Origin of the sequence: Cryobacterium luteum (assembly GCF_900110125.1) — a bacterium.
GTDB classification, from domain to species: domain Bacteria; phylum Actinomycetota; class Actinomycetes; order Actinomycetales; family Microbacteriaceae; genus Cryobacterium; species Cryobacterium luteum.
The window spans coordinates 175,792-197,772 of the sequence record NZ_FOCN01000005.1; the positions used below are offsets into that span (position 1 = coordinate 175,792).

The 21,981-nt window shown below is 63.3% G+C and carries 21 protein-coding genes and 3 pseudogenes; 6 read left to right on the top strand and 18 right to left on the bottom strand.

Translation table 11 applies throughout. The annotated features are described in order from the left end of the window. The first annotated feature begins 63 nt into the window (after positions 1–63). The gene (locus BMW72_RS07790) at positions 64–477 is read left to right on the top strand and encodes a Rho termination factor N-terminal domain-containing protein (RefSeq protein WP_092109045.1); all 414 of its coding nucleotides are present in this window, start codon (positions 64–66) and stop codon (positions 475–477) included. Between the two features lie 342 nt (positions 478–819). Here the strand turns inward: BMW72_RS07790 and BMW72_RS07795 are convergent, their stop codons facing one another. From BMW72_RS07795 to speB, 5 genes are all read right to left on the bottom strand, one after another. Then, positions 820–1,050, bottom strand: a complete 231-nt coding sequence (locus BMW72_RS07795) for a three-helix bundle dimerization domain-containing protein (RefSeq protein ID WP_092109048.1) — start codon at positions 1,048–1,050, stop codon at positions 820–822. A gap of 138 nt (positions 1,051–1,188) precedes the next feature. Next, complete coding sequence (locus BMW72_RS07800) at positions 1,189–1,869, bottom strand: cyclase family protein (protein ID WP_092109049.1); 681 nt, start codon at positions 1,867–1,869, stop codon at positions 1,189–1,191. Next, positions 1,850–3,226, bottom strand: a complete 1,377-nt coding sequence (locus tag BMW72_RS07805; RefSeq protein WP_092109052.1) for a purine-cytosine permease family protein — start codon at positions 3,224–3,226, stop codon at positions 1,850–1,852. Before BMW72_RS07805 ends, BMW72_RS07800 begins: the two co-directional genes overlap by 20 nt. Positions 3,227–3,254: 28 nt before the next feature. Next, complete coding sequence (locus tag BMW72_RS07810; RefSeq protein ID WP_092109054.1) at positions 3,255–3,650, bottom strand: YybH family protein; 396 nt, start codon at positions 3,648–3,650, stop codon at positions 3,255–3,257. Positions 3,651–3,726: 76 nt separating this feature from the next. Then, positions 3,727–4,689, bottom strand: a complete 963-nt coding sequence (gene speB, locus BMW72_RS07815) for an agmatinase (RefSeq protein WP_092109058.1) — start codon at positions 4,687–4,689, stop codon at positions 3,727–3,729. A gap of 103 nt (positions 4,690–4,792) precedes the next feature. Here speB and BMW72_RS07820 point away from each other — a divergent pair, with 103 nt between their 5' ends. After that, positions 4,793–5,377 (top strand): helix-turn-helix domain-containing protein, encoded by a 585-nt coding sequence (locus BMW72_RS07820; RefSeq protein ID WP_092109061.1) that lies wholly within the window; start codon positions 4,793–4,795, stop codon positions 5,375–5,377. Between the two features lie 46 nt (positions 5,378–5,423). Here BMW72_RS07820 and BMW72_RS18695 read toward each other — a convergent pair whose 3' ends face one another. The 6 genes and pseudogenes from BMW72_RS18695 to BMW72_RS07850 form a co-directional block, all read right to left on the bottom strand. Then, a complete protein-coding gene (locus BMW72_RS18695; protein ID WP_134361150.1) occupies positions 5,424–5,762 on the bottom strand; it encodes a hypothetical protein in 339 nt (112 codons plus the stop codon). Between the two features lie 788 nt (positions 5,763–6,550). Next, complete coding sequence (locus BMW72_RS07830) at positions 6,551–7,498, bottom strand: NYN domain-containing protein (RefSeq protein ID WP_092109064.1); 948 nt, start codon at positions 7,496–7,498, stop codon at positions 6,551–6,553. A 307-nt stretch (positions 7,499–7,805) separates the two neighbouring features. After that, positions 7,806–8,267 carry an SRPBCC domain-containing protein gene (locus BMW72_RS07835; protein ID WP_134361148.1) on the bottom strand — a complete coding sequence of 154 codons (462 nt, stop codon included), beginning with the start codon at positions 8,265–8,267 and terminating at the stop codon, positions 7,806–7,808. A 469-nt stretch (positions 8,268–8,736) separates the two neighbouring features. Next, positions 8,737–9,066: pseudogene (mobF, locus tag BMW72_RS07840) on the bottom strand (MobF family relaxase); the annotation flags it as partial. A 345-nt stretch (positions 9,067–9,411) separates the two neighbouring features. Then, a complete protein-coding gene (locus BMW72_RS07845; protein WP_092109070.1) occupies positions 9,412–10,602 on the bottom strand; it encodes a DUF4365 domain-containing protein in 1,191 nt (396 codons plus the stop codon). 86 nt (positions 10,603–10,688) lie between these two features. Next, a complete protein-coding gene (locus BMW72_RS07850; RefSeq protein ID WP_092109073.1) occupies positions 10,689–11,114 on the bottom strand; it encodes a hypothetical protein in 426 nt (141 codons plus the stop codon). A 127-nt stretch (positions 11,115–11,241) separates the two neighbouring features. Between BMW72_RS07850 and BMW72_RS07855 the strand changes: the two genes are divergently transcribed. Next, complete coding sequence (locus tag BMW72_RS07855) at positions 11,242–11,901, top strand: TetR/AcrR family transcriptional regulator (protein ID WP_092109076.1); 660 nt, start codon at positions 11,242–11,244, stop codon at positions 11,899–11,901. A 486-nt stretch (positions 11,902–12,387) separates the two neighbouring features. Beyond that, positions 12,388–12,630: pseudogene (locus BMW72_RS07860) on the top strand (transposase); the annotation flags it as partial. A 160-nt stretch (positions 12,631–12,790) separates the two neighbouring features. On the opposite strand, the gene BMW72_RS07865 reads toward BMW72_RS07860, so the two are convergent. Next, positions 12,791–13,165 carry a winged helix-turn-helix transcriptional regulator gene (locus BMW72_RS07865; protein ID WP_092109082.1) on the bottom strand — a complete coding sequence of 125 codons (375 nt, stop codon included), beginning with the start codon at positions 13,163–13,165 and terminating at the stop codon, positions 12,791–12,793. A 78-nt stretch (positions 13,166–13,243) separates the two neighbouring features. On the opposite strand from BMW72_RS07865, the gene BMW72_RS07870 reads away from it, so the two are divergent. After that, positions 13,244–13,651, top strand: coding sequence for a RidA family protein (locus BMW72_RS07870; RefSeq protein WP_092109085.1), 408 nt, complete (start codon positions 13,244–13,246; stop codon positions 13,649–13,651). 617 nt (positions 13,652–14,268) lie between these two features. On the opposite strand, the gene BMW72_RS18700 is transcribed toward BMW72_RS07870, so the two are convergent. After that, on the bottom strand, positions 14,269–14,433 hold the full coding sequence (locus BMW72_RS18700) for a hypothetical protein (protein WP_166787800.1): 165 nt from the start codon (positions 14,431–14,433) through the stop codon (positions 14,269–14,271). Positions 14,434–14,756: 323 nt separating this feature from the next. Here BMW72_RS18700 and BMW72_RS07875 point away from each other — a divergent pair, with 323 nt between their 5' ends. After that, positions 14,757–14,948: a hypothetical protein gene (locus BMW72_RS07875; RefSeq protein ID WP_134361146.1), complete on the top strand. Its 192-nt coding sequence runs from the start codon at positions 14,757–14,759 to the stop codon at positions 14,946–14,948. 31 nt (positions 14,949–14,979) lie between these two features. Here BMW72_RS07875 and BMW72_RS18380 read toward each other — a convergent pair. The 5 genes and pseudogenes from BMW72_RS18380 to BMW72_RS07895 form a co-directional block, all read right to left on the bottom strand. Then, a pseudogene (locus tag BMW72_RS18380) lies at positions 14,980–15,120 on the bottom strand (3-oxoadipyl-CoA thiolase); the annotation flags it as partial. Positions 15,121–15,338: 218 nt separating this feature from the next. Next, the gene (locus tag BMW72_RS07880) at positions 15,339–18,752 is read right to left on the bottom strand and encodes an InlB B-repeat-containing protein (protein WP_092109165.1); all 3,414 of its coding nucleotides are present in this window, start codon (positions 18,750–18,752) and stop codon (positions 15,339–15,341) included. A 145-nt stretch (positions 18,753–18,897) separates the two neighbouring features. Further along, positions 18,898–19,632 carry a GntR family transcriptional regulator gene (locus BMW72_RS07885; RefSeq protein WP_092109091.1) on the bottom strand — a complete coding sequence of 245 codons (735 nt, stop codon included), beginning with the start codon at positions 19,630–19,632 and terminating at the stop codon, positions 18,898–18,900. Further along, on the bottom strand, positions 19,613–20,962 hold the full coding sequence (locus BMW72_RS07890) for a HupE/UreJ family protein (RefSeq protein WP_092109094.1): 1,350 nt from the start codon (positions 20,960–20,962) through the stop codon (positions 19,613–19,615). Before BMW72_RS07890 ends, BMW72_RS07885 begins: the two co-directional genes overlap by 20 nt. 102 nt (positions 20,963–21,064) lie before the next feature. Next, positions 21,065–21,364: a hypothetical protein gene (locus tag BMW72_RS07895; RefSeq protein ID WP_134450439.1), complete on the bottom strand. Its 300-nt coding sequence runs from the start codon at positions 21,362–21,364 to the stop codon at positions 21,065–21,067. Positions 21,365–21,981: the final 617 nt, after the last annotated feature.

A 21,981-nucleotide genomic window follows, 5' to 3' on the forward strand; every position in this document is an offset into this window, starting at 1 on the left:
ACAGGGATGTCACTACTGTGGAGAAAACGGCCCTGTGCCGACGACTCAGTGGAGGTGCGCATAATGGCGCAGACAAAGAAGAACAAGACTACGTCCGTTTCGACGAGCAGCAAGAAGCGTGCGAAGAAGGCGCTCGCGCGGGCCGAGAAATCGGTGCAGTCAGCCCGCAAAGCTGTCGCCCATTCCAGCACGAAGTTGCGCAAGCAAGCGCAGGCCTTGACCAAACAGACACAGAAATTGGCGGCCAAACAGGCGAAAGCGGCCGGCAAGCTAGCGGCCGCGACCAAGACCGCCCGTACCCAGAAGGTGCCCGGGAAGGCACCCAGCCCAGCCGCCCAGTTGATTGCAGCCCTTCCTCGGCCCTCCGAGCCGACCATGGCCGAACTGCGGGGTAAGGCACGGGAACGCAAGATCGTTGGCTACTCGCGCATGAACAAGGCCGCCCTCATAGCAAAATTGAAGTCTGCACGATCCTAAAACACTCGAGTTTGTGTGCACGAGTGCCGCCATTTCGGGGGTGACACCCCCAATTGCTGGCCACGGCAGGAACATCACACGCGCCCAAAGGCGGGCCCGACTATGTTCGACGCCGTCGGCGCGCCGCACCTGCAAGGCTTGACGTGTGCCCGCGGCCAGGTTGTCAGCCCTATCAAGACCGCGTCCTGTGGATGCCCTCGTACCCGCCCGAATGGTCTGCCGTCGATTGGATCACCACTCGTATCGAGGGAGGGATAGCGAACACCACACCCACTGGTGCCGGCGCCACGCGGTCATGGGACGGTGCAGGGTGAAGGAATCTCAAGAGATTCCGACGCTTTGCTAGGCTGCGTGCGGCGCTTCGAATGGCGCTGCGTCTCGTTCGGCGCGCAGCTGGGACCGTGCCGCGTGTTCTACCAGCACGGGGATGAAGTCCCGGATGGGCTTGTCGGAGAGCGAGCCGTGACACTCCGTAACCACTGATTTGACCCGCCCTGTCGGCAGATCGGCGTACCGTACCTCGAGCCGACGCACCACATCGTCGACCGCATTCTTCTCCTGCTTTGAGTCCATAACTTATTGTGGCTGCATTCCGTCTCGGTCTGAGCACGTCCCATCCCCCCAATTGGGGGAGAACGAGACATTTCTCGCGACTCGATCAGGTTTGCGCGCTCGACCAGTTCCTGACCGCGCGAGTGAATCTTTGGGGCCTCAGAGGAAGGCGACCGCTCGCACCGGCGCCCCGTCGCCGCCGAGTCGCAGGGGGAAGAAGCCGATCTGCACCGGTGAGGGCAGGTCATCCAGTCCGCAGAGGTTTTCGACGATCAGCCCACCGCGGCCCAGCACGACCTCGTGCACGGGAAAAGCGCCCGACGAGGTACCGGTCGGGTCGGGACTCAGCGTATCGACCGCGAGGATCCGCATCCCGCGAGCGACAAGCTCACTCGCTGCACCGGCATCGAGGGCCGGATGCCGCACTGCGCGCGCGTCGCCGAACCACCGCGCCCAGCCCGTGTCGATCACGACAATCGGGGGCAGTCGATCAGGTAGCGGATGCTCCGCATTCAGCCGCTCCCACCCGTATACCTCGCCCTCGGCGAGGGCTCGCACCCGCACCACCAGAGCATCGCCGAGAAGCTCGTCGAGGGTCACATCGGCCATGGTCCGTCCACCAGCGATGGTATGGGACGGCGCATCTATATGCGTCCCGGTATGAGACCCCATTTGCAGCCCCGTCACGGCCACCCCGTCGCGGTCGAGGTCGAGCGCGGCGCCGACGTGGACCGGCGGGTCGCCGGGATAGACCGGCATCCCGTCGGTGATCGGGTGGCTAAGGTCCCGGAGCGCCGAGCGAGGCGGCACTCCAGGGCCGTCAGCGAGCGGGGTCAGCATCAGCGAGGTGCCGGCTGGGCTCGAAAGGCGTCTTGCTGCGGCGCGCGAGCGAGAAGGCCAGGTACACGACGAAGGTCAGGAGGAATGCGGGAACAGTCGCACCGAACGGGAGCGGCCACACGTACGCCCACACATAGGCGGACGCCGCACCGACCACCCACGACGCGACAGCGCGCCAGTTGATGCCGCCGGTGTACCAGTAGCGACCGCCCTGAGCCTTCAGGATGTCGGCGCTGTAGCTGCCGCGCGCGACGATGTAGTAATCGACGATCATGATCGCGAAGATCGGTGCGAACAGGGCACCGATCGTGACCAAAAACGTCGTGAACTGGGCCAGAAGACCGAAGAAGGTCGAACCGATGATTGAGATGAGCCCGAGGACGATGGCGGTGGGCAGGAACCGCACTCGCCGGCCGGGGAGCGCGTTGACCACGCTCGTGACCATGCCGTAGACGACCATCGTGTTCGTCGCCATCACGGACAGGAAGATCGCGACCGCGAACAGGGCGCCGAAGGGCTCGATGATCGTCACGGGGTCGAACGGCATCGCGTCGCCGCCCCCCAGGACGACGTAGCCGATCGCGCTCGCGCCGAGCGACATCGAGATCACCGTCGACAGGGTGTAACCGATTCCCGAGCCGACCACGCCCGCGCGGGTCGACGATGCGAAGCGGTTGAAGTCGGCCGAGAGCACTGTCCACGATATGGCGGTCGCGACCACAACATCGAACGTCAGTCCCGGGGAGTAGAACGGCTCAAGCGACGCCGGAATGGCCGCGAAGTCTGCCGGCGAGAACGTAGAGAACGCCGTGACGAAGATGTAGGCGGCGATCGCGAGGATGACCGCGGCGAACCACGGTTCCACGCGAGCGACTCCGGCGTGGCCGAAGATCGCGAGGATCACGACGATCGTCTGGCAGAGCACCGCGAAGATGACGGGATTGGAGAACCCGGTCGTCGACGCGACGATGTAGTTGAGGGCGATCCCGGCGAGCATCGCCTGCACCCAGCTCCAGCCCATGAGGATGACCACGTTGGCGGCCACCGGCAGCAGGCTCCCGCGCGTTCCGAACGGTCCGCGCGTGATTGCCATCGTCGGTAGGCCGGTGCGAGTTCCGATTGCGCCGACCGTCACGAGCACGGCTGCTCCGACGATCGTTCCGCCCACGATCAGGGCGATGACGAGGCCGAACGGCACATCCGGCACGAAGAGCGTGCCGGTGAGAAGAGTGGTGACCACAAGGTTCGCGGCCAGCCAGATCATGAGCACGCGGCCAAGCGAGTAGGTTCCGCGAACCGGGCCCGCGTCATCTGATTGTGTGTCCAGTTGGCCTTCGATACGGGTGTAGAGCGACATCTTTGGGCTCCTCGATGAATGGGGTCGGTCAGGGCTGGGGTGACAGGTGTTCGTGGATGGCGATGAGGCCGGCAGAATCAGACCGGAAGACGATCGTTTCGCGCTCCCGGTAGGACTCGGGTCCGTCCGCGGTGCTCACGCTCGTGCTGACGGAGTGCGTGAAGACGGCTCCGCCGGGAAACGTCTGCACCGCGGGCGCGCTCGATGCGCAGGATTTTACGCTCCAGCCGTCGCCCACCCACTCCGTCCACATGGCTTCGTAGGCAGCCCTGTTTTCAATTCGCGCAGGTTCGGTGTGGAAGACGAAGGTTGCCTCGGGTGCGAACAGCGAGAAATAGCGCGGGCCGTCGGTGGCGGCGAACGCCTCGACGATGGCGGATGCCGCGGCACGGACTGCTTCGTCCGTCGGGGTGGGCAGTGTCATGGGTGTCTCCTCTATCGGGCTGGCCGGTCGGGTTCGGGACTTTTGTGTTTGGTCGGGGCTTTCTCGGTCGGCCGGGTTACCCAGGCGCCATCGCACTTAGCAGCTCGTAGATGACATGGCTGGCCGCGATAGCGGTCAGCTGGGCATGGTCGTACGCAGGGGCGACTTCGACCACGTCGGCGCCGACGATGCGCAGATCGGCCAGGGCCCGCAGCATCCGGAGTAGTTCTCGGGTCGTGAGGCCGCCCGCCTCCGGAGTTCCTGTTCCCGGCGCGTGGGCGGGGTCGAGAACGTCGATGTCGATCGAGATGTAGAGCGGCGCGTCTCCGACTCTGGCTCGGATGCGTTCGACGGCGGCCGCGACGCCGTGCTCTTCGACGAATTCGCTCGTAACGATCGCAAAACCGAGCCGGTCGTCGTCCGCGAGGTCGTCCTTCGAGTAGAGGGGGCCGCGGATTCCGACGTGCATGCTCGCGGTCAGGTCTATGAGGCCTTCCTCGGACGCCCGCCGGAAGGGGGTCCCGTGAGTCATCGGCGCCCCGAAGTATGTGTCCCACGTGTCGAGGTGGGCATCGAAGTGCAAGACCGCGACGGGCCCGTGCTGCGCGTGCGCGGCGCGAAGCAGCGGCAGAGCGATCGTGTGGTCTCCGCCGATGGCGACGAGTCGGTCGGCGTGTTCGCTGAGCTGGCGCGCGCCCGCCTCGATTTCCCCCACGGCAGCAGCGATGTCGAACGGGTTCGCGGCGATGTCGCCGGCGTCGGCGACCTGCTGGGCGTCGAACGGGAAGACGTCTTGCGCAGGATTGTACGGTCGCAGTAGACGCGAGGCCTCGCGCACATGCGCGGGGCCGAACCGAGCACCGGGTCGGTAGCTCACTCCGCTGTCGAAGGGAATCCCGACGATCGCGATGTCTGCACGCTCAACCTCGTCGAGCCGCGGGAGTCGCGCGAAGGTCGCGATTCCCGCGAACCGGGGCACGACACTCGCGTCAACCGGCCCGCGGGGCTCATCCGTCGCATCTTTGCTGAAGGGTTGCATATTTGACAACTTTCGGTACGCTATAGACAACTACAGGGCTTACGGTACGCTGCCCCGGGCAGATCGTCAAGGACGAGAGTGCGAATAGCTTCGAGGAGTAACTGTGCGCGCCATTCACCCCACCGCCGAAGGCACCGCGACACCCATCGGCGCCAAGCTGCGCTCCGCGCGCACAGCTCAGGGCATGTCACTCGCCCAGGTCGCTCAGACGACGGGCCTCAGCAAGGGTTTCCTCAGTCGGGTCGAGCGCGACGAGACGTCACCGAGCGTGGCAACACTTGTCCAGTTGTGTCAGGTGCTCTCGTTACCCGTCGGTGCACTCTTCGCCGAGCCCGACGTTCACCATGTCGCGTACGCCGACGCTCCGCGCATCAACTTGGGCGGAGTGCACGCCGACGAGCGGCTGATGTCGCCGCGCGGCGAGGAGCGGGTTCAGCTGCTGCGATCAGAACTCGACCCCAACGCACACGGCGGGTCCGATCTCTACACGATCAACTGCGACGTCGAAGTGCTCCACGTCGTCTCGGGATCGCTCACCGTGCGATTCGCCGGTCGCACCGTGGCCGTCCACGCCGGCGACGCGCTGACCTTCCCGGGTCGAGAGCCGCACACCTGGCAGGTCGAGGACGGCGAGCCGGCCGTCGTGCTGTGGGTCATCGTGCCCGCGCCGTGGAGCGGCTCGGCGTGACAGAGACCGTCCCTCACCAAGCTCTGGCTCGGTCCTCGTCTTGGCATCACCAGAACTTTCCCCACTTCTCGGAACGGAAATCACGCGGGCCGTTGTCTCGTACGATTCGGAGGCCGAGTACGACAGGCTGCCACCTTGGCACGGGTGAGTGCTTATGACAGCCAGAGCTCGACTGTGTCGGCGATCCTGCTCGAAGGCGAAAGCGCACCGGCACCGCCGTCGCCATGGCCTGGCCCTGGCGGTTAACTTCGGCCCGTGCCTCGTCTTCGGTATCGGCCGTGACCCCGATGCGATGCAGGTGCCCGCTGTCGTCGCGAGCGGATGCGCGAGCTCTGTACATCCCGCTCGGCAGCACGTCGATGACGATGCTGCCCAGCTCACCCACGAGGAATCTTTGGCCTGACCATGTCGATGCTCACGCGCCCAGATAACCACGTCCTGCACGTCATACCGACGTACCGGGGCAAGCTTGAGATAGGGCGGTTTGGTCTGCATCAGGCGCCAATCCTGGAACGTGCGCTCAGGCACTTGGAGCAGCTCGGAGAGTTCACGCTGAGTGAGAAACGTACAAGTGATTTGCGTTGTCGTGTCCATGCTCAAGAGGTACGCGGCTGAAGTCGTGAGCAGCCCGATTGCGCCGCGACGAGTCCGTAATGGACCCGCGCAACAGAACGCTAAATCCCACCGCCGACGGGGGATATTGGTTCTTTCTGGTCGCTGCCTCGGCGAGAAAGAGGGGTGTGGCCACGCCGGCCCAAACGGGGTATACGCCGCGTTTCCGCGCACTGCCACTCTCCGCTGACGAGACGCAATCAGCTATGCAGATGACCGCCGGCAGGGTGGCATACGTCCTCAAGAGTTTGAGACTAACGGGAGAACCTTGGCCGAGTGCCCTCGATGTCGACGCAGACAACATGGTTCTCACGGCCGAAGGAGACAGGCTGGCTCCCCTGCCTGCCGGCACAACAGCGACTTACACTCGGAGCACGAGCGGTGAAAACTACCGCCTGACTACTACAGACGACGCAACCGAAGCCGGGAGTCGTGACGAACAACTGGGTAGTGCGGTCGTCTTCTACCCGTCTGATGAAGACATTCTGATGAAGGCTGTTGTCGCGCGCGCAAATCGCTCCACCCTGACTGTCGCTGCGACGCTTCCCACCTACAAATGCGTCAAGGGCGGTCGACAGCGTCCCAGAATTCAGCTCGAAGTTCGACTCTGACGGCGTCACTCAAAGTGTCTTCGCCCATTGCTCCAGATAGATCAACCAGAAGCGCCCTGTCGAGGTCACGCGGAATCGACGGTCGACCGTTTCGCAACTCGACTTTCTGGGCATCTGACGCTGTGGTCGCCCAAGCATCAAACGTCTTGGTTGCCACGTGCTCGATCGTCGGAGATAGTTCAGCCAAGTTCTGTTGCAAATGGGCTGCTAGAGATCTGGCAACGGGGAGCGCCTGGTCGAAGGCCGAGGTTATTCGAGGAGGTACCGTCAGCACGCGTGCGATATCTGCCGGACTCGGCTGGGATTGGGCAATGTCCACCTGTGGTGACGGCGTGGAATGGGCTAGCACCGCGGATGCCGCCCGGACAGATGCATCAAGTAGACCGACATCTATAACGTCGAGGTCATCAGCCGCGAGAATTAAGTGCCGGCTGATACCATGATGGCCACCTGTGCGGGCGGGCACTGCGAGGATGGTCACTTGCACGCCCAGGGCTTGAGCCTCCTCGACAGCTTCGGTGAGGTCGTCGTCACCCGACAGTAGATACATGGTGTCGACCGCCCCGTTTCGCGAGTGCCCCACCATGTCTAGTCCGATGCGAAGGTCAACACCTTTTTGCTCACCTTCGACGCCGACGCGTCCAAGACGAAGTTTTACTTTCGGCAGCAGCGCGATGAGTTCTTGACTCGGCGTCGCCACTCCGTCTCGTGCGGCGTCGTACCAGTACACGCGAAGAATCGGCAGGCCAGATTGGTCTTCCACCAGCCGGATCAGGTCCGCGAGTAAATGTGCGTAATCGACATCAACGCCGCGCCTCAAGGACGAACCCGTAAGCCTGGTTGCGGCAGCGGCGATGAGATATCCAGCATCGATATATAAGCCAGAGTGAGAACGCATGGTGGTCTCCAAAAATACATCGTGGCGCTGAATGCAATCGCGCCGCTTGAGAGAGCGCCCTTAAGGATTGCACGGTTCGTCTATGCAAGAATCAACAGCTCGGCGCCGATCGCGTCGTGGACGCGGCCGTAGGCGTCCGAGTCTCAACGTCCCAAGACTCCACCTATGGGGCCGAGGTCACGAGGTGGTTGTCGGTCGGCGAACTCAAGCACGGCCAACCGTTTCATCGGGCACCCTCGCCGAAGCACTTAGCACTCCGGCCGAGCAACGTGGCCAGCTCGTCGAGCGACTCCCCCGTAATTGTGGACTACCCAGTGACACCCTCGAATAGGAGCGCGAGCTCGTCGAGTTCGACGTCCCAGCCCTCTCGGTTCTGCTCGAGACGTTCGCGACGGTAGCGGGTTCCGCCGGGGAGTGTGTCGAAGCCCGATTCGATCACCGTGACATCCGTCCCGGAACCGGCATCGGCGAGGGTGAAACGCACGTGCGTCGAGTACTCGTCGAGCTGTTCGGCGGGGATTCCCGACCAACGGAAGCCGAACGAGCCGTCGGGCACGACCTCGGTGATTTCGATCGGAAAGCTGCCGTAGTCATCCCAGTGGATGCTGCCAGTCGCACCGGGCTCGAGCGCGGCGAACTCCACACCGTCGCCAAACCACTTGACCATCACCTCGGGGTCGGTCAGCGCCCTCCAGACGTGCGCGCGCGAGCCTTCGATGTGCACGGTGCGGGTCACGGTGTGCCCCTTGATTCTTGCGTGATCAGACACGGTGTTTCCTTCACGTTCAAGCCGAGCGCGACGGGACAGTGCCCGCCGAGCGGCACGTCAACAAGATCTGCAAACGCACCTTATCGAGCGTACCCATGATTGCGTATCTGTTCACGGCCGGGCGAACCCCGTGAACGAGGAAGCAACGCATCAGAGGTCGGTCCTTGGGAGCCCAGAGCGCCGAGATGCCACATACTGGCGCCGCTTCTCCCCCTCGCGGTCAGACGGCTGGTCCATCGGCACTCCGATTTCATCAGATGGATCGTTCATGATCGCGGCTACTTGGCCGGCGGCGGGGCCAGCTCGATGACCAAAGCGAGCCGTGCAGAGCGATACGCCGTCGGATTCGTGATGACACGCCCGACCACGATTTGGAGCCGTTCAGCGTCCTCGTCTGCGATCCCGGCGACGGGCTCCAGGCAGTCGGCGATGTCGTTCTGCAGGTTGTGGCCGTCATCGTCGACAGCGACTTGTTGCTGATCACGACGTGCGTGTGCAGGTGCGGGTCACCGGCGCGGCTGTCGAAATGATCGAACGCCGTCGCAATCAGGCCGGTCACATCCACTTGCGCCACAGCGCCACCCCGCGCCGTGGTACCGGTGCGCGTCGCCGCAACCTCCCGCTCCATGTACGCCAGCACCTCGGCCACCGCCGCATGGTGCGCCTGCCCGATGCGCTCCTGCGTGGTCGCGTCGCCCACACCCCACAGGATGCTCGCCGACTTCGGAATCGAAAACGTAAAGTCGCCAGTGACCGGGTCGCGGCCCAACCCGATAAGCAGTTGCAGCTGCGATTCCGCGTTGAAGCGATGTCGACCGTGTCGTGGCGGAGGGACAGCGCTCCTGATGCTCGAACTCGCTGACGCTCCAGTCGCGCGCCTCGATCTCGTCGCGCAGGTATTCCCCGACAGGAAAGGCTTCAGCGACAGTGCTATTCGCTGGACCGGTTATTGTGTCCTCCTCCGAGTTGCGCAGTGCTAGTCGACGTTTGTGATGACCAAAATCTCTTGGCATACCGTGCACGAGACAGTACGCCGGGCCGGCTCGGTCCAGGTTGCTTTAACCAGTCGACCTTCAGGAGCGTCACCAGACCGCCGCATTTGTGATGATTCCCTCACAATCGGGAGACAGTTCGCTCGTGAAAGTCATGAACTGGCCAGTCTGGCCTTCAACTTCTCGACTACCGGGACACGTCGCAAGGATTCAAACGCCTCGATCCCGCTGAAAGCTTTGTCCTGCACAGCTCGGACCTGATCGGAGTCATCCACCGCATTCAGAAAAACGGTGAAAGACCGCCCACGAATCGTGAGTGGTGCCATGAACCGTCCGACAAGCCCTCTGTCCCATTCACGATTGAACTCATCAAAGTCCACGCGAGCCAAATCCTGCTCCGCCAAGAACAACACGTAGTCGCGGATGAAGTCGTACTCCGGTGCGCCCAGCCCAAGTCCAAACTCAGAGTCAGCGTAATCAAGCTTGGCCCTCGCAACGTCAACGACGAGGTCCATGCCGAAGTACACGCTTCGACCAAGGTTCATGAGTCCATGCAAGAAGAGGTCAAGGAAGTCGACTGGCAGACCTGCAGAAGGGCTTGTGCGGCCCATGGTTGTTTGGGCAAGCGATGACATCGGCATGGGTTGGACAGGCAGAGGTTCGTTAGTGCTCAGCACGCTACGCACGCTCCCGGCATTGAACACGTTGACCTTCGGCACCTGAATGATTTCTTCGCCCCTCCGGAGCGCATCTCTGGCGTCTACCCAGAAGGTCTCGGCAGCCATTTCGTCGTGCAACACGAGGATTACCGGGAGGGGCGCACGTTCCCAGTAGCTTTTATGCTTGGCGGACGGATAGAAGGGAACCGAATCTGTTGTAGCACCTTTGAAGTAGGAAACACCAGACTTCACCTGGACGAACACCATTCGACCGGTCGCCTGGCCATCATCATTTACGTATTCGATCTGCCCATCGATACCAACGTCGACGCTGACTGTTTCTCGCCAGACGCACCTAGCACGATTCACTTCCCTGGCTATGTGGATGATGCCCTCACGCTCAGTGAATGTCTGGTTTCCGACTGAAGGCAGTTGAGTCATGCCCTCAGTATCCCCTAGCTTTCTTGGGGGCCGGAAGTCGGGCGTTTGTACCGAATAGCCGTCGAGGTCGTCGATCACGAAGACGGCGCCGCCCTCGAAGTCCCCGCCGAGTTCGGGGCCGACCACGAATGACTTCACCCCGGGAATGGATTCACCTTGTCGGCGAAGCAGTGCGATGCCGCGATGCTTGTCGTCCTCGCTCACGCCTGCTTTGAAGGTCAGGCGGTTGATGTGGAAGATCATGTTCGTCGTCCTTTCGAGGGGAAAGCGCGGTGTCGCTCGATTGCTGGTGGTACGCGGGTTTGATTCACACGAAAGCGAGTCGAGGATCAGGCGGCCAGGGCACGCCTGGGGACGAAGCCGTTCCACGAGCGCCAGCCTCGGCACAGGAGGTAGGCGATGACCGTGGTGATCATGATGAAGCCGTCGATAGCCCCGGTCAGGACTGCGTCGGGCTGTGAGATGTTGACGAGGCAGAAGATTGTGATGGCTAGCTTGTGAGCGATGAGGAACTCCCAGATGCCCGGGATGCGCCGCGGCCAGAGGGCCACCAAGGTCCACATGCCCGCGAAGATCGCGAACCCGAACATCTGCCAAGCCTGCACGACGACGTCATCAGCGGCGGCACTGACGGTCAGCGCGATGCCGTTGACAAACGCCACGAGGGTGAGGAGCACGTTGAAGCCCATCAGGCTCCGTCCGACGAGGTCGGCGCGTCGCGAGATGGGGGGTGACGTGGTGGTGCTACTGGTCATGAGGACGCTTCTTTCGAGTCGATGTTCCCGAGGAGTCGTGTCGTTTCACCGACCCCAATTAGGCTGTCGTCTGTAACCTTACAGGCGTCACCCCACGACCTGTCAAGTCGTATGGTAACTTCTGTGCATGCCGTCACAGAGCGTCGAACAGCGAACTCGCAACCGTCGCGGCGAGGGAAGCCGCCTACGCACCGAGATCGTGCAGGTCGCCGCCGACATGCTGGATGAGGGCGTCAATGAAGACAGCATCAGCCTTCGCGCTGTCGCCCGTCGGGTTGGCATTGCCGCCCAGTCGATCTACGCGCACTTCCCTGACCGCGACGCGATCCTGCTCGAGGTCGTGAAGAACGCTTTCGCCGAACTCGGCACCCACCTCAGCCGAGCGACCCTCGCGGCCGAGGGCTCAACGGTTGAAGTGTCGGCGGTCGACAGCCTGTCGGCGCTGTGCGACGCGTACTTGTCATTTGCACTGGAGCGGCCCCGCCGCTACCGCATCCTCTTCGGCGGTGTGTGGGATGCGTCTCGGGCGAAGTCATCGCCGTCCGTCGGTGACGAGGTACAGACCCTTGGGCAAGATGTTTTCGGGATTTTCGTCTCGGCGCTCGACCGGTGCGTGACCGAGGGATCCTCGACCAGCACCGACACCTACGCCGACGCGGCCGCCCTCTGGGCCGGCATGCACGGTTACGCCTCCGTCCGCCCCGCCACCCCGGAGTTCCGCTGGCCCGACGACGTCCCGCGGCGGATCGTCAACGGCCTGGCGAAACTCTGCGGCTCAAGACCTTAGAACAGACCCTCGCGCCACTCGGCGAGTATTGCCAACGAATCATCGGTTCACGGTCGTCACCTGGTCCCGATGCGGACCGTCAACTCATCGGCCGAGCTCAACTAGCTGCTCGTGCGCTACGACGGCCGCGACGACGACCACGGATCGAGAAAGGGGCCCACAGTGTCGGCGACGACTTCGCGATCGAGGCGATAGCGCTCCGGCCGATGCCCGGGGAGTTCGAGACCGGGTTGACGACGTCCTGCGTCGCGCCCGCCACCTCACCGGGCCCGACCAGACCGAGACGCTCACCGAGCGGGTGCACCGACTGAGCGAACAACCCGCACCCGGCCGGCGCCCCGACGCACCCACCCCCGGTCCCCAGCCCCGCGGGCCACAGATGTGAGCACGTCCCCTACGGCCTGGGCCGGTGGCAGCGCGTGCTCTGATTGGCGACCATGACCAGCCCGTCGCAAGACCGCCACGCTCGCCGACGCGCACGAGGCGAAGATGCTCCTCGGGCACTACGTCATGGTCGCGAACACGCCCGAGACCGACCGCCTGTGGAACACGATCTACGCCTGGTGGACCGAGATCGAGGTGCTCATCGTCACCGGCGTCACGAACACCAGAACCGAGGCCGCGAACACCTCAATCAAGAACATCAAACGCACCGGGCGCGGCTTCCGGAACGCCGACAACTACCGCGCCCGTATCCTCCTGAGCAGCGCAGCCAAAAGAGCCGTGTGAACACTCAAATCAGCACCCCTCCACGCTCAACCGCGAAGAGCCACTTTGCCCACCGCTCGATTTGGGCAGGTCTCGTGTCTCGTAAACCTTAGCTTTTCAAGACAGCCCTTCAGCCGTTTGCTGCCGGTGATTCAGCATTGAGACTGATTCGGTGTGACGATTACTCCTCGTCGTCGAACCGTGCCCGCGCCCGCTCCACCTCGGGCATGTTCGCCGTCGTCCAGCGCAGTAGCGCGTCGATGAGCTCGTTGAGCGTGTCGCCAATCGGGGCGATTCGGTACTCGATGGCGAGGGGGCGCGTGGTGATCACGACGCGCTCGACCATGCCGTTGCGCTCGAGCCGACGCAGCGTAGCGGTGAGTGACTTCTGCCCGACGACCGGGATCTCGCGGCGCAGCTCGTTGAAACGCATGGGGCGGCCGCACAGCACATCGAGTACCTGCAGTGACCACTTGTCGAGAATCTGGTCGAGCAGTTCGCGGTGCGGTGCATCGACCTGCAGCAGGGCAGCGTCGGGGTGGGAGGTTTCGTTCATGACACCTAGTCTCCTTGAAGTTCCCTTCGTGCACTAGGTAGACATAGGGTACCTACTCGCTCGAACTGAGGAAAACCTATGACCGTGCAGCTGCTATCCCCCGAGGGCATGATCCAGCCCGTGCCCTACGCCCACGTCTCCGTCGCGACGGGCAGCCGCCACGTGCACATCGCTGGGCAGGTCGGCCGCGATCCCGACACCGACCACATGGCCGACGACCTGGCCGGGCAGGTCGCTCAGGCGCTGCGCAATACCGCTCGCGGGCTCGCTGGCGCGGGTGCGACGTTCGCCGACGTCGTGCGCCTGCGCTTCTTCGTCACCCAGTGGTCGCCAGAGAAGATGGGCGACTTTATGGCAGGCGTCGAACTCGTGGCCCGGGAACTCGGCCTGCCTCAGCCGATGCCACCGGCGTCGCTCATCGGAGTCGAGATCTTGTTCGAAGCCGACGTGCTCGTCGAACTCGAGGCGTATGCCGTACTCGACTGAGCTGGCGGCTCAGGCACCCGGGCGTGCTCTTCGCGCACGATCCAGGATCGCTCGGATCTACGATGGCCGGCCGTGCAGAGGAAGGTATCGGCGATACTGCTACTGTAGCGCTGGCCGTATCCATCCTGGCGACGGACATTCTGTTGGAGCTGGGCGCGAATCCCACCGGCGAAGAAAGCTGAACTTGAACACGATGACTATGCACGGCGGCGCAGATTGGTCCGGGAAGCCGCCCGCTGAAGTCGAGGCGTTCATCCTCGAAACAGGTGACATGCTCCACGAACTCGACGGCACCAGCCTGCACCACTCTTCTACGAACACGGGTATGAGCAAGTAGTGCATTCCCTCGAGAACTGCTCAAACTGCTCGACAACGAACCCGACGCCTAATACTGTAGAGACGTGCGCTTCGCAGGCTTTCGACACTGGAGCCGCCCAGGTGGCCCGCCATTCGTCGGCCCTGAGCGCAAAGCTCACGTGGGGCAACGTGACGGTTCGCCGAGCAGGAGCGCCGCAGCCCCTTGGCGGTGTGGGCGTGTGCGGTTAGGGTTCCCCAGTGACACAGCTTCGGCACGATCGGCTGTTGCGTACAATAGCCCAGATCTGTCTCGTTGGTCGTTACACGTTTCGACGTCCTGAAACCATTCGAACCAGGAATGCGATCACGGCGAGAACCAACAACACCACGCCGACCCATAGCAGAAAGTTAAGGGACTGCACAAAACCACCGGTGATCAAGAGCACAATCGCAATAATGGCCACAACTACAAATAGGATGTTCATCGTTCTACTCTCCCTCCTCCACTGCGCTTCTACTGGTTCACCATACATCTCGGGGACGCACCGGAAAAGTTTTCGGTCACCTCATCCCGATCGCGGCGCCTAAATTTGAGTGGCGTGTGCTCTAATTGCTTGAGTTCTGCTAAGCGGCGAAGGACGCGACCGCTGATTCCAAACGGTCGAACGTGAGGTTCTGGTCCGGCACCTCAATATTGAGGACTTCGAAAGTCGAACCGTAGTGGTGGATGTACCCGAGTACCTTCTCGGGTGAACGCTCGTCTTGCCGCCAGTCCCCCCCAGAGAAACGCCGTCATTTGGGTATCGGAATGCACACCCCGTTCAACGTTCACCACGGCCGCGCACCCGCCATTCAGCACGCCCTTGCCCGCGTTCTCACGACGGCTTATACCGAGCACCCTGAACGCTTCGTTCGGCAGCACCCGCAGCCACCCACGTTCCCGACGACGGCCTGGATCAACGAACCCGAGGAGGAAGGAACGAAATCAATGACCGGCTAAAAGAACTGACTCATAAAGGTTGACATCTTCCGCGCACCGCGTCAAGCCCCATGCGCTCGACGCTCGCACGCAGCACTGTCCCGGCCAGATCATCCGGACGGATGCCGGCGAGTGCCCCGCTTGCACGCCCGAACGGCGTCCGCACCGCGTCGTAGATGTAGGTGCCGCTCATGTCGATCCTCTCGGTTCAGTCTGCTCCCCGAGCGACGCTACCGCGCATGGACTCGACCGCGAAGCAGCATCCCCGTTCCGAAACAGCGCGATTCCGACGCAGTCTCGGAACGGAGACGCAGTCTCGGCGATGTTGCGGGGCAGAGTCGGGGTCGGCCCGGCGGGATGGGCGAAGGGGCAGAGGTTCTGTTGAACCCCTGCCCCCTAGACCTGCCGCAATCAGTGGCGACGGTCTGGCTTCGTCACCTTGTCGGTCTTCTCCGAGGTGACAGTGACTGGCACGAAGCCCTCTAACACACCGGTGACCACGACCTGAACCCGCTTGTTCTGATCACGGTTGGTGAGATCGTACGTCGCTTCGTCGGCGCCGCGGATCACCTTTCCTTCACGCAGCCACTGGTACGACACCTGCTCGGGCTGGGGTGCCCAGCCGCTGATGTCTGCAGTGAGCGTCTCGCCGACCTTCGCGGATCCTGTCACCGCAATGCCGGTCGAGGCGAACTCCGCTGGCGCGTTGCCGAGGATCGCGTCGATCTGCACGTTGTCGATCGCCCACCACCAATTGTTCCCCGCCGTGTAGTGGAACTTCACCGTCGCCGACTTCGCACCCACAGGCACCGTCACGACCCCATCACGGTGACTGTTGATGTCATCCATCTCGGGTGAACCGTCACCCCAGGCCGCGAGGGTGACGTGATCTCCGTTGTCAAACTCGAGAAGGGCTTCAGCTGACTGACCGGCCTCGTGGCGGTAGCTGTTGTCCCATCGGACGCGCACTTCGGTGGCACCCTCGGGCAGCGTCAACGCCGGCGCGTTCAGCGTGGTGTCCATCACTCCCGCGCCTGCCGCGTCGTTCCACTCGTCACCGTCGGCGACCGCGATCACGCCGGTTCCCTTGGTGAAACTGTCGCGGCCCTGAATATCAGCCAGCCAGAAGTCCGGAGTCGCGAAGGTCCAGCCGCGAAGATCCTTCATGCCGTCTGCGCCCATGGCATCTGCATTGGTCACCGACCAGCCGTCCGGCCCCTCGTGGGTCCACCCCACGACATCTGGGTTGTGCTGAACGCCAGGCTTCAACGTCCCGGCAAGCCAGTCGAATGATTCGACAGCGATCTCGCTGGCGAGGTTCTGCCACTGCGCGTACAGCGTCACGGTCGAACGCGCCTCAGCAAGCGCACGCACGTCGACACCAGCACCGAAGCGCTCGCCAGTGCCATCAGGTTCAGTGCCCCAACCGATGAAGCGGTGGTAATCCCGCTCGAAGCCGTTCAAGGCCAGCGTCCCCGAGCCGTCTACCGGCAGCTCGCCCGACGCAGTCTCGCCGCCTGTCGCACCGTTGCCGTCGTAGACGATCCCGTAGTGGTCCGGCAGACCGAACACGCCGGTCACCGTGACGTCGCGCTCCGGCATCACGAAGGTGCTGCTGCCATCCACCTGGATCGTCCCGACCGGCACATCCAGACCGTCGACTCCGAGCTCCCAGGCCCACAATTCGTTGCCGTCGGCCGGCTCGCCACTGAGTGTCACCGTCGTACCGCCGATGGCGGCAGCCGGGTCAGCGGAGACGACCCCGTTGCCGCGCACCGTCGTTGTGACGGCGTGCGCGTCGACGGAACCCGAGGAGCCGGTAAAGACCGCCTCGATCGAGACGTGGCCGCTTGGCATCGTGAAGGCGCCTTCGACGATCTCGACGTCTCCCTCGATGACATCCCAGCCCAGGAAGATCTCGCCTTCCGCGGGCGTCGCCGTGAGAGTCACGGTGTCGCCGGGCATCGCGTCTGCGAGATCCGCGGAAGCGGTGCCCGCACCCGCCAGAGTGATCCCGACGTCGTAACCCTTCGTGCTGAAGGTCGTCGAGATGTAGTCGCCCTCCTTGCCCCAGGTATTGATCGGCGAAATGCGCGCCTCGTACTCGCGCCCCGGCGCCGTGTTCCACACAATGTGATTGAGTGTCTCCGGCATCGGCATGAAGTAGAAGCCTGACCACTGGGTGAACGTGTTCACGACCTGCTCGGTCGCGGTGTCGATCACCTGGTAGCGGTACTTGTGCACAATATCGCCCACCTCGTTCGGCGCGACGGCTGCCTGGTTGAACGTCACCATCGCCTCGGTCGGCTCAATCTCGGAGACCTCGACCGCCGAGCCCTCGGGCCACATTGGTGCCTCGGTCTTGTCAGCGCGAGCATCCCCGAGCGGGAAGCGCTCCTCAAACGGCAGGGCATCATCGATGCTTTCTGCGACGTCCCACGTCCAGACCTGGTCCTCCCACGCGTTCGCACGCAGGTCGTAGGTCTTGATCGTGACCACTGATCCTTCAACCTCGACGATCGCTGTCTCGCGGTTGTCTCCGCCGTCATCGGGCGTGCTGTCGTTGGTGACCTTGCTGTACGGGTCGGTGTTGACGACGCCTCGCTCGAACTCGTAGTACGCGAGCGGCGGTGCGTTCACGGTCGTGAATCCGCCCGCACCCTCTGCACCCTGCCAGATCGACGTTGAGATGTGGTTCGGCGTGTGGATGTGGCCACCCCACACCACTGCCTGCGGGTAGACCTCGAACAGGGAGTCGAAGTCATCACCACATCCGGTTGCGAGTCCTGAGCCGTACCATTCGTTCGACACATAGTGCGTGCAGCGCAGTGGCGCGTGCACGAGGACGAAGACCGGCTGCTCAGGATCCGCAGCGACGGCAGCGGCCAGGCGTGTCTCCAGCCAGTCAGCCGCGTAGGCGTAATCATTGCCGCTCCCGCTTGAGGGGAACATCGTGTCCTCGTTTAGTTGACCGGAACCAGGGCTGACCGAGATGAAGTGGTATCCGTTCATCACGTAGTCGGCGTTCGGCGCCTGTCCGAGAGTGGACTGGAACAGGTTGTAGCCGGAGAGGTTCGAGCCGACATCGTGGTTGCCGAGGGAAGCGATGACGGGCAGGTCGCCCTGGCTGCGGTCGAGCGTGTCGCGCAATCCTTGATACTCCGCTGCGGTCGCGTTGTTGGTGAGGTCGCCGACGAAGAGCGATGCGTCGACGTTCTGTTCATGCCAGAAGTCGAAGGCCATGTCCAGCTCTGACCAGCTGTTGTGGATGTCACCGATGGAGGCGAACGAGATCGAGCCCGGGGTGTCGCTGGGTAGTTCGATCACGGTATCGGTCGCCTGGGGCGCAAGCGGCGCTGGCGAGTCGACCGTGAACTCGTACGTCTCCTGCGCCAGGTTGTCGGCCGAATCCATCGCGGCGTACGTCACGACGTATGTTCCTGCCACCTCGGGCGTCAGAGGAAAGCCGCCGTCCGTGTTCTCATACAGGCGCACGTCGACGCCGTCGGGGCCGGTCGCGGTCACGACGAGCGAGATGTCCTCACCCGAGTCGTCTGTCACTGCCGCCGCCGGAAGCACGAGCTCTTCGTTCAGCTTCGTGGAGTTGGGGATCTCAACATCGGCCAGCGTCGGCGCCGTAGTGTCGGGCGCCGGCGCGTCAGGCGCGGCGGCTTCAGTTGTGGGTGTCGGGGTGGGCACCTGGGGATCCGCAGCAGCCTGCGCGGGCAGCGCGGTCAGGGATCCGATCAGGGCGGATGCCGCAGTGATCGCCAGCACGCGGCCGGCCCAGGTACCCGCCCTGGATGAACGGAAGTGTCGTGACACGATGATCTCCAAAAAAATCGATGGATTAGGGGTCGGCCTCAGGCCACCACCGCGAAGTTGCCATCACATGAACAGCTGCTGACGCTTGCTCCCCTGGAACGCGGAATCACCCGTATCCTCCAGCCCACTGTGCACAATGGGCGCGTCATCGTTGGTCGACTGTCATTTCGAACGCGAACTCGCCTGGCAGATACCGGTCCTCCCCGAACTCCACCACGCGACCATCTCGGGCGAACGTCGAGCGCTCGATGGCGAGCAGCGGACTCGACCGCCGCACGCCGAGCATCCTCGCATCGTGGCTCGAAGCGGGCACGGCCGAAATCCGATGCGTCCCACGCACGGCCTGAATTCCAGCGGCTTCGAGCACGCGCGTCGTAGAGGCAACATCATGCGGCATGGCCGCAATGACGGGCATCACCCAGGGCGCCCAAGTCGAGCGCTCGATCATCACCACGCGCCCGTCGAGCAGGCGCAACCGTGTGAAGCGCAGCAGCTGCGCACCGAGCGCCACACGCAATAGCCGTGCTTCGCGCACCGTGGCATGCACCCGCTCGCATTCGATAATCCGTCCACCGGGGCGGATGCCACGGCTCTCGGCCCATTGCGAGAACGAACGCAACCGGTCAAACCCCTGCACCTGGTCGACCAGACTCACGAACCAGCCGGCGTTACGGTGCGATTCGATCAATCCGCGTCGCGCCACGGCGGCCAGCGCCGTGCGGATAGTCGCACGCGATGTCTTGTACTCGTCGGCAAGCGCATGCTCGCTCGGCAGTCGTGCACCGGTGACGAACTCTCCATCGAGGATGCGCCGGCGGAGGTCATCGCCGATATCACGCGCCGACGACCTCGCGAGCACGTTATCCGCCGGCGAGGACACGTTCGACGAACCAGTACAGTCCCACGACCGCCACCACGGTGCACACTGCGATCCCCACCCAGAGTCCGACCGCGGGAATGCGCTTGCGCAGCAGCACCAACAGTGGGAAGAGAACGACGATGATGGCGATCTGCACGACCTCGATGCCGACGTTGAACACCAGCAGAGCTCCCAGCAACCCCCACGAAAGCGGCTCATCGATCCCGAGTGCACCAGCAAATCCGACGCCGTGGATGAGGCCGAACGCGAACACCACCGCCACTCGCAGCCAGTCCGCGCTGGTCATCCCCAGCGCCCGTCTGCGTGCCGGCTCGTCGGTCTCCACGACCGCCGCTCGCTCGAGCACCGCGCCAGCCCCCGTGCGAGGAACGTCACCCGGCGTGGAGCGGGGCATCGCCGCTGCGGGCACCCCTCGCGCTGCAGGCCAAGCATCCGTGCGCCCGCGGCGCCAAACTCCCCACAGATACCAGATCGCGACCACCGCGATCGACAGGGCGATTATCGGCTCGACGATGAATGCAGGCACGCTGACGATGCCGAGTGCGGCAAAGATGAAGGTGACTGAGTGCGCGACCGTGAACGCCGTCGCGGCGAGCAGGATGTCACGCAGTCGGCGCGAACCGACGATGAGCGCCAACAGGAACAGAAAGTGGTCAAGTCCGAACAGAAGGTGCTCGCCGCCGAGCACGAAGAACTCCCACATGCGAGAGCCCCAGTCCTGGTTCGTCGTCATCGTCGAGTTCGTGTCGGTGTCGAGATTCGCGACGCCCGATCCAGAGCGCAGGTCGTAGCTGACGACCGTCGTGGTCTTTCCCCCTGGCTCGGTTCCGGGGAACAGCTCGGTGGAGATGCGGTAGACCGGGGACTGCACACCCACGAGAGCTCGACAGTCGGAGTCCACCACGATGCGCGCGTGCGGCACGTTCTCGATCAGGACGATCTCGTACGGCGCAGCGAGGGTGTTCGTGCATGCGTCAGTCGGCGGCTCGCCATGGCCGACCTCGGGTGCAACCGACCACCGCGAAAGCACATAACCGCTGACGGTGTCGCTGTACTGCTCGAGAATGCGGGGGGTGAGCTTGCCCGGGTCTTGACCGGATGACTGCACATCTGCGTACGCATCGCGCTCGAAGGCCGCATCACCCATAGCTTCAGCGCCATCGACGGCCAGCAGCACGTACTCCAGGTCCAGCACCGTGCGCACAAGTCCGGGCTCGGGTTCGGTCACCTCCACAAACACGGTCGCCGCATAGTTATGAGCCATGGCCGGTGCCGCCGGAATCAGCACTGCCAGCGCGACGAGAACGACGACAAGAACACGGCGAAGCATTGTGGTTCCTGTTTCTCGCATGCTCGGCAGAATACGAAGCACGAATGAACCCACAGCACACGGACGATGACGAGGAGATGAAGCGAACGTGCAGTGGATCTCTCAGAGCGAGGGAACGCCGAAGGCGTGGGCGGTTTTGGTGGGCGCGGCGGCAGCCGACGAGAGGAACGTCAGGACCTCGGCGGCGCGGGCAGGGTCGGCAGATGCCGTCGCCACAGCGCCCGCGAATATTGTGTCGATCGCAGAGTCATCCGGCATGACGCCGAGGATGCGGACGCCGGGGTGTCCGACGAACTCGCTGAGCTGCTGGAAGCCGAGGAAGACAACGTCCGCGTAGAAAGCGAACGGAACAACACCAATAGCGCTATCCGAGAGCTCCAGGACCAACACGAGCTGGCGCACGCACAAGATACGTCCGGGAAAACAAGAACTCCCCGCTCGAGAGCGGGGAGTTCAAAATTCTATCAATTCTAAAGCCAGTTCATTTGGCCTTAGTTTGAGTAACGTTCATCTGGCTGGGGTACCTGGACTCGAACCAAGAACAAATGATAGGCGTCGGGGTGATGGTGCGCACCTGCATATGGGGCAGAATCCCGCGGAATTCCGCGGTTCTCATGGGGTTTAGTGTACGCGCTGTACGGCGAGATACGGCCTGAATCTGGCCACATTTAGGGGTTCATGGTGCGTTTCTGGTCACGGCAATACCAATACGTAGCCGGGTGCAAGCTGGCGTCGGCCTCGCCAGCGATGTCGAACGCGTCCCCTCCGATACCCGGGAATGGAACCCGGAACCTGTGGGTTATGACCCCACGCCGCTGCCCACTTTCGGGCGGTCATCCTTCAAAAAAGGCCGAGTCAGGAATATCAGGTTAACTCGCTCAAGGTGATCGTTCGACCTACCTAGACCCGTTTGGGACGCGGTCGCGCCGAGTTTTCGCCGAGTGGACAAATCGGGCTAGACGCACGAATCGACCGACTACCTCGAACCGCGGGCTCCGGAGCAACGCGCGAGGCAAATA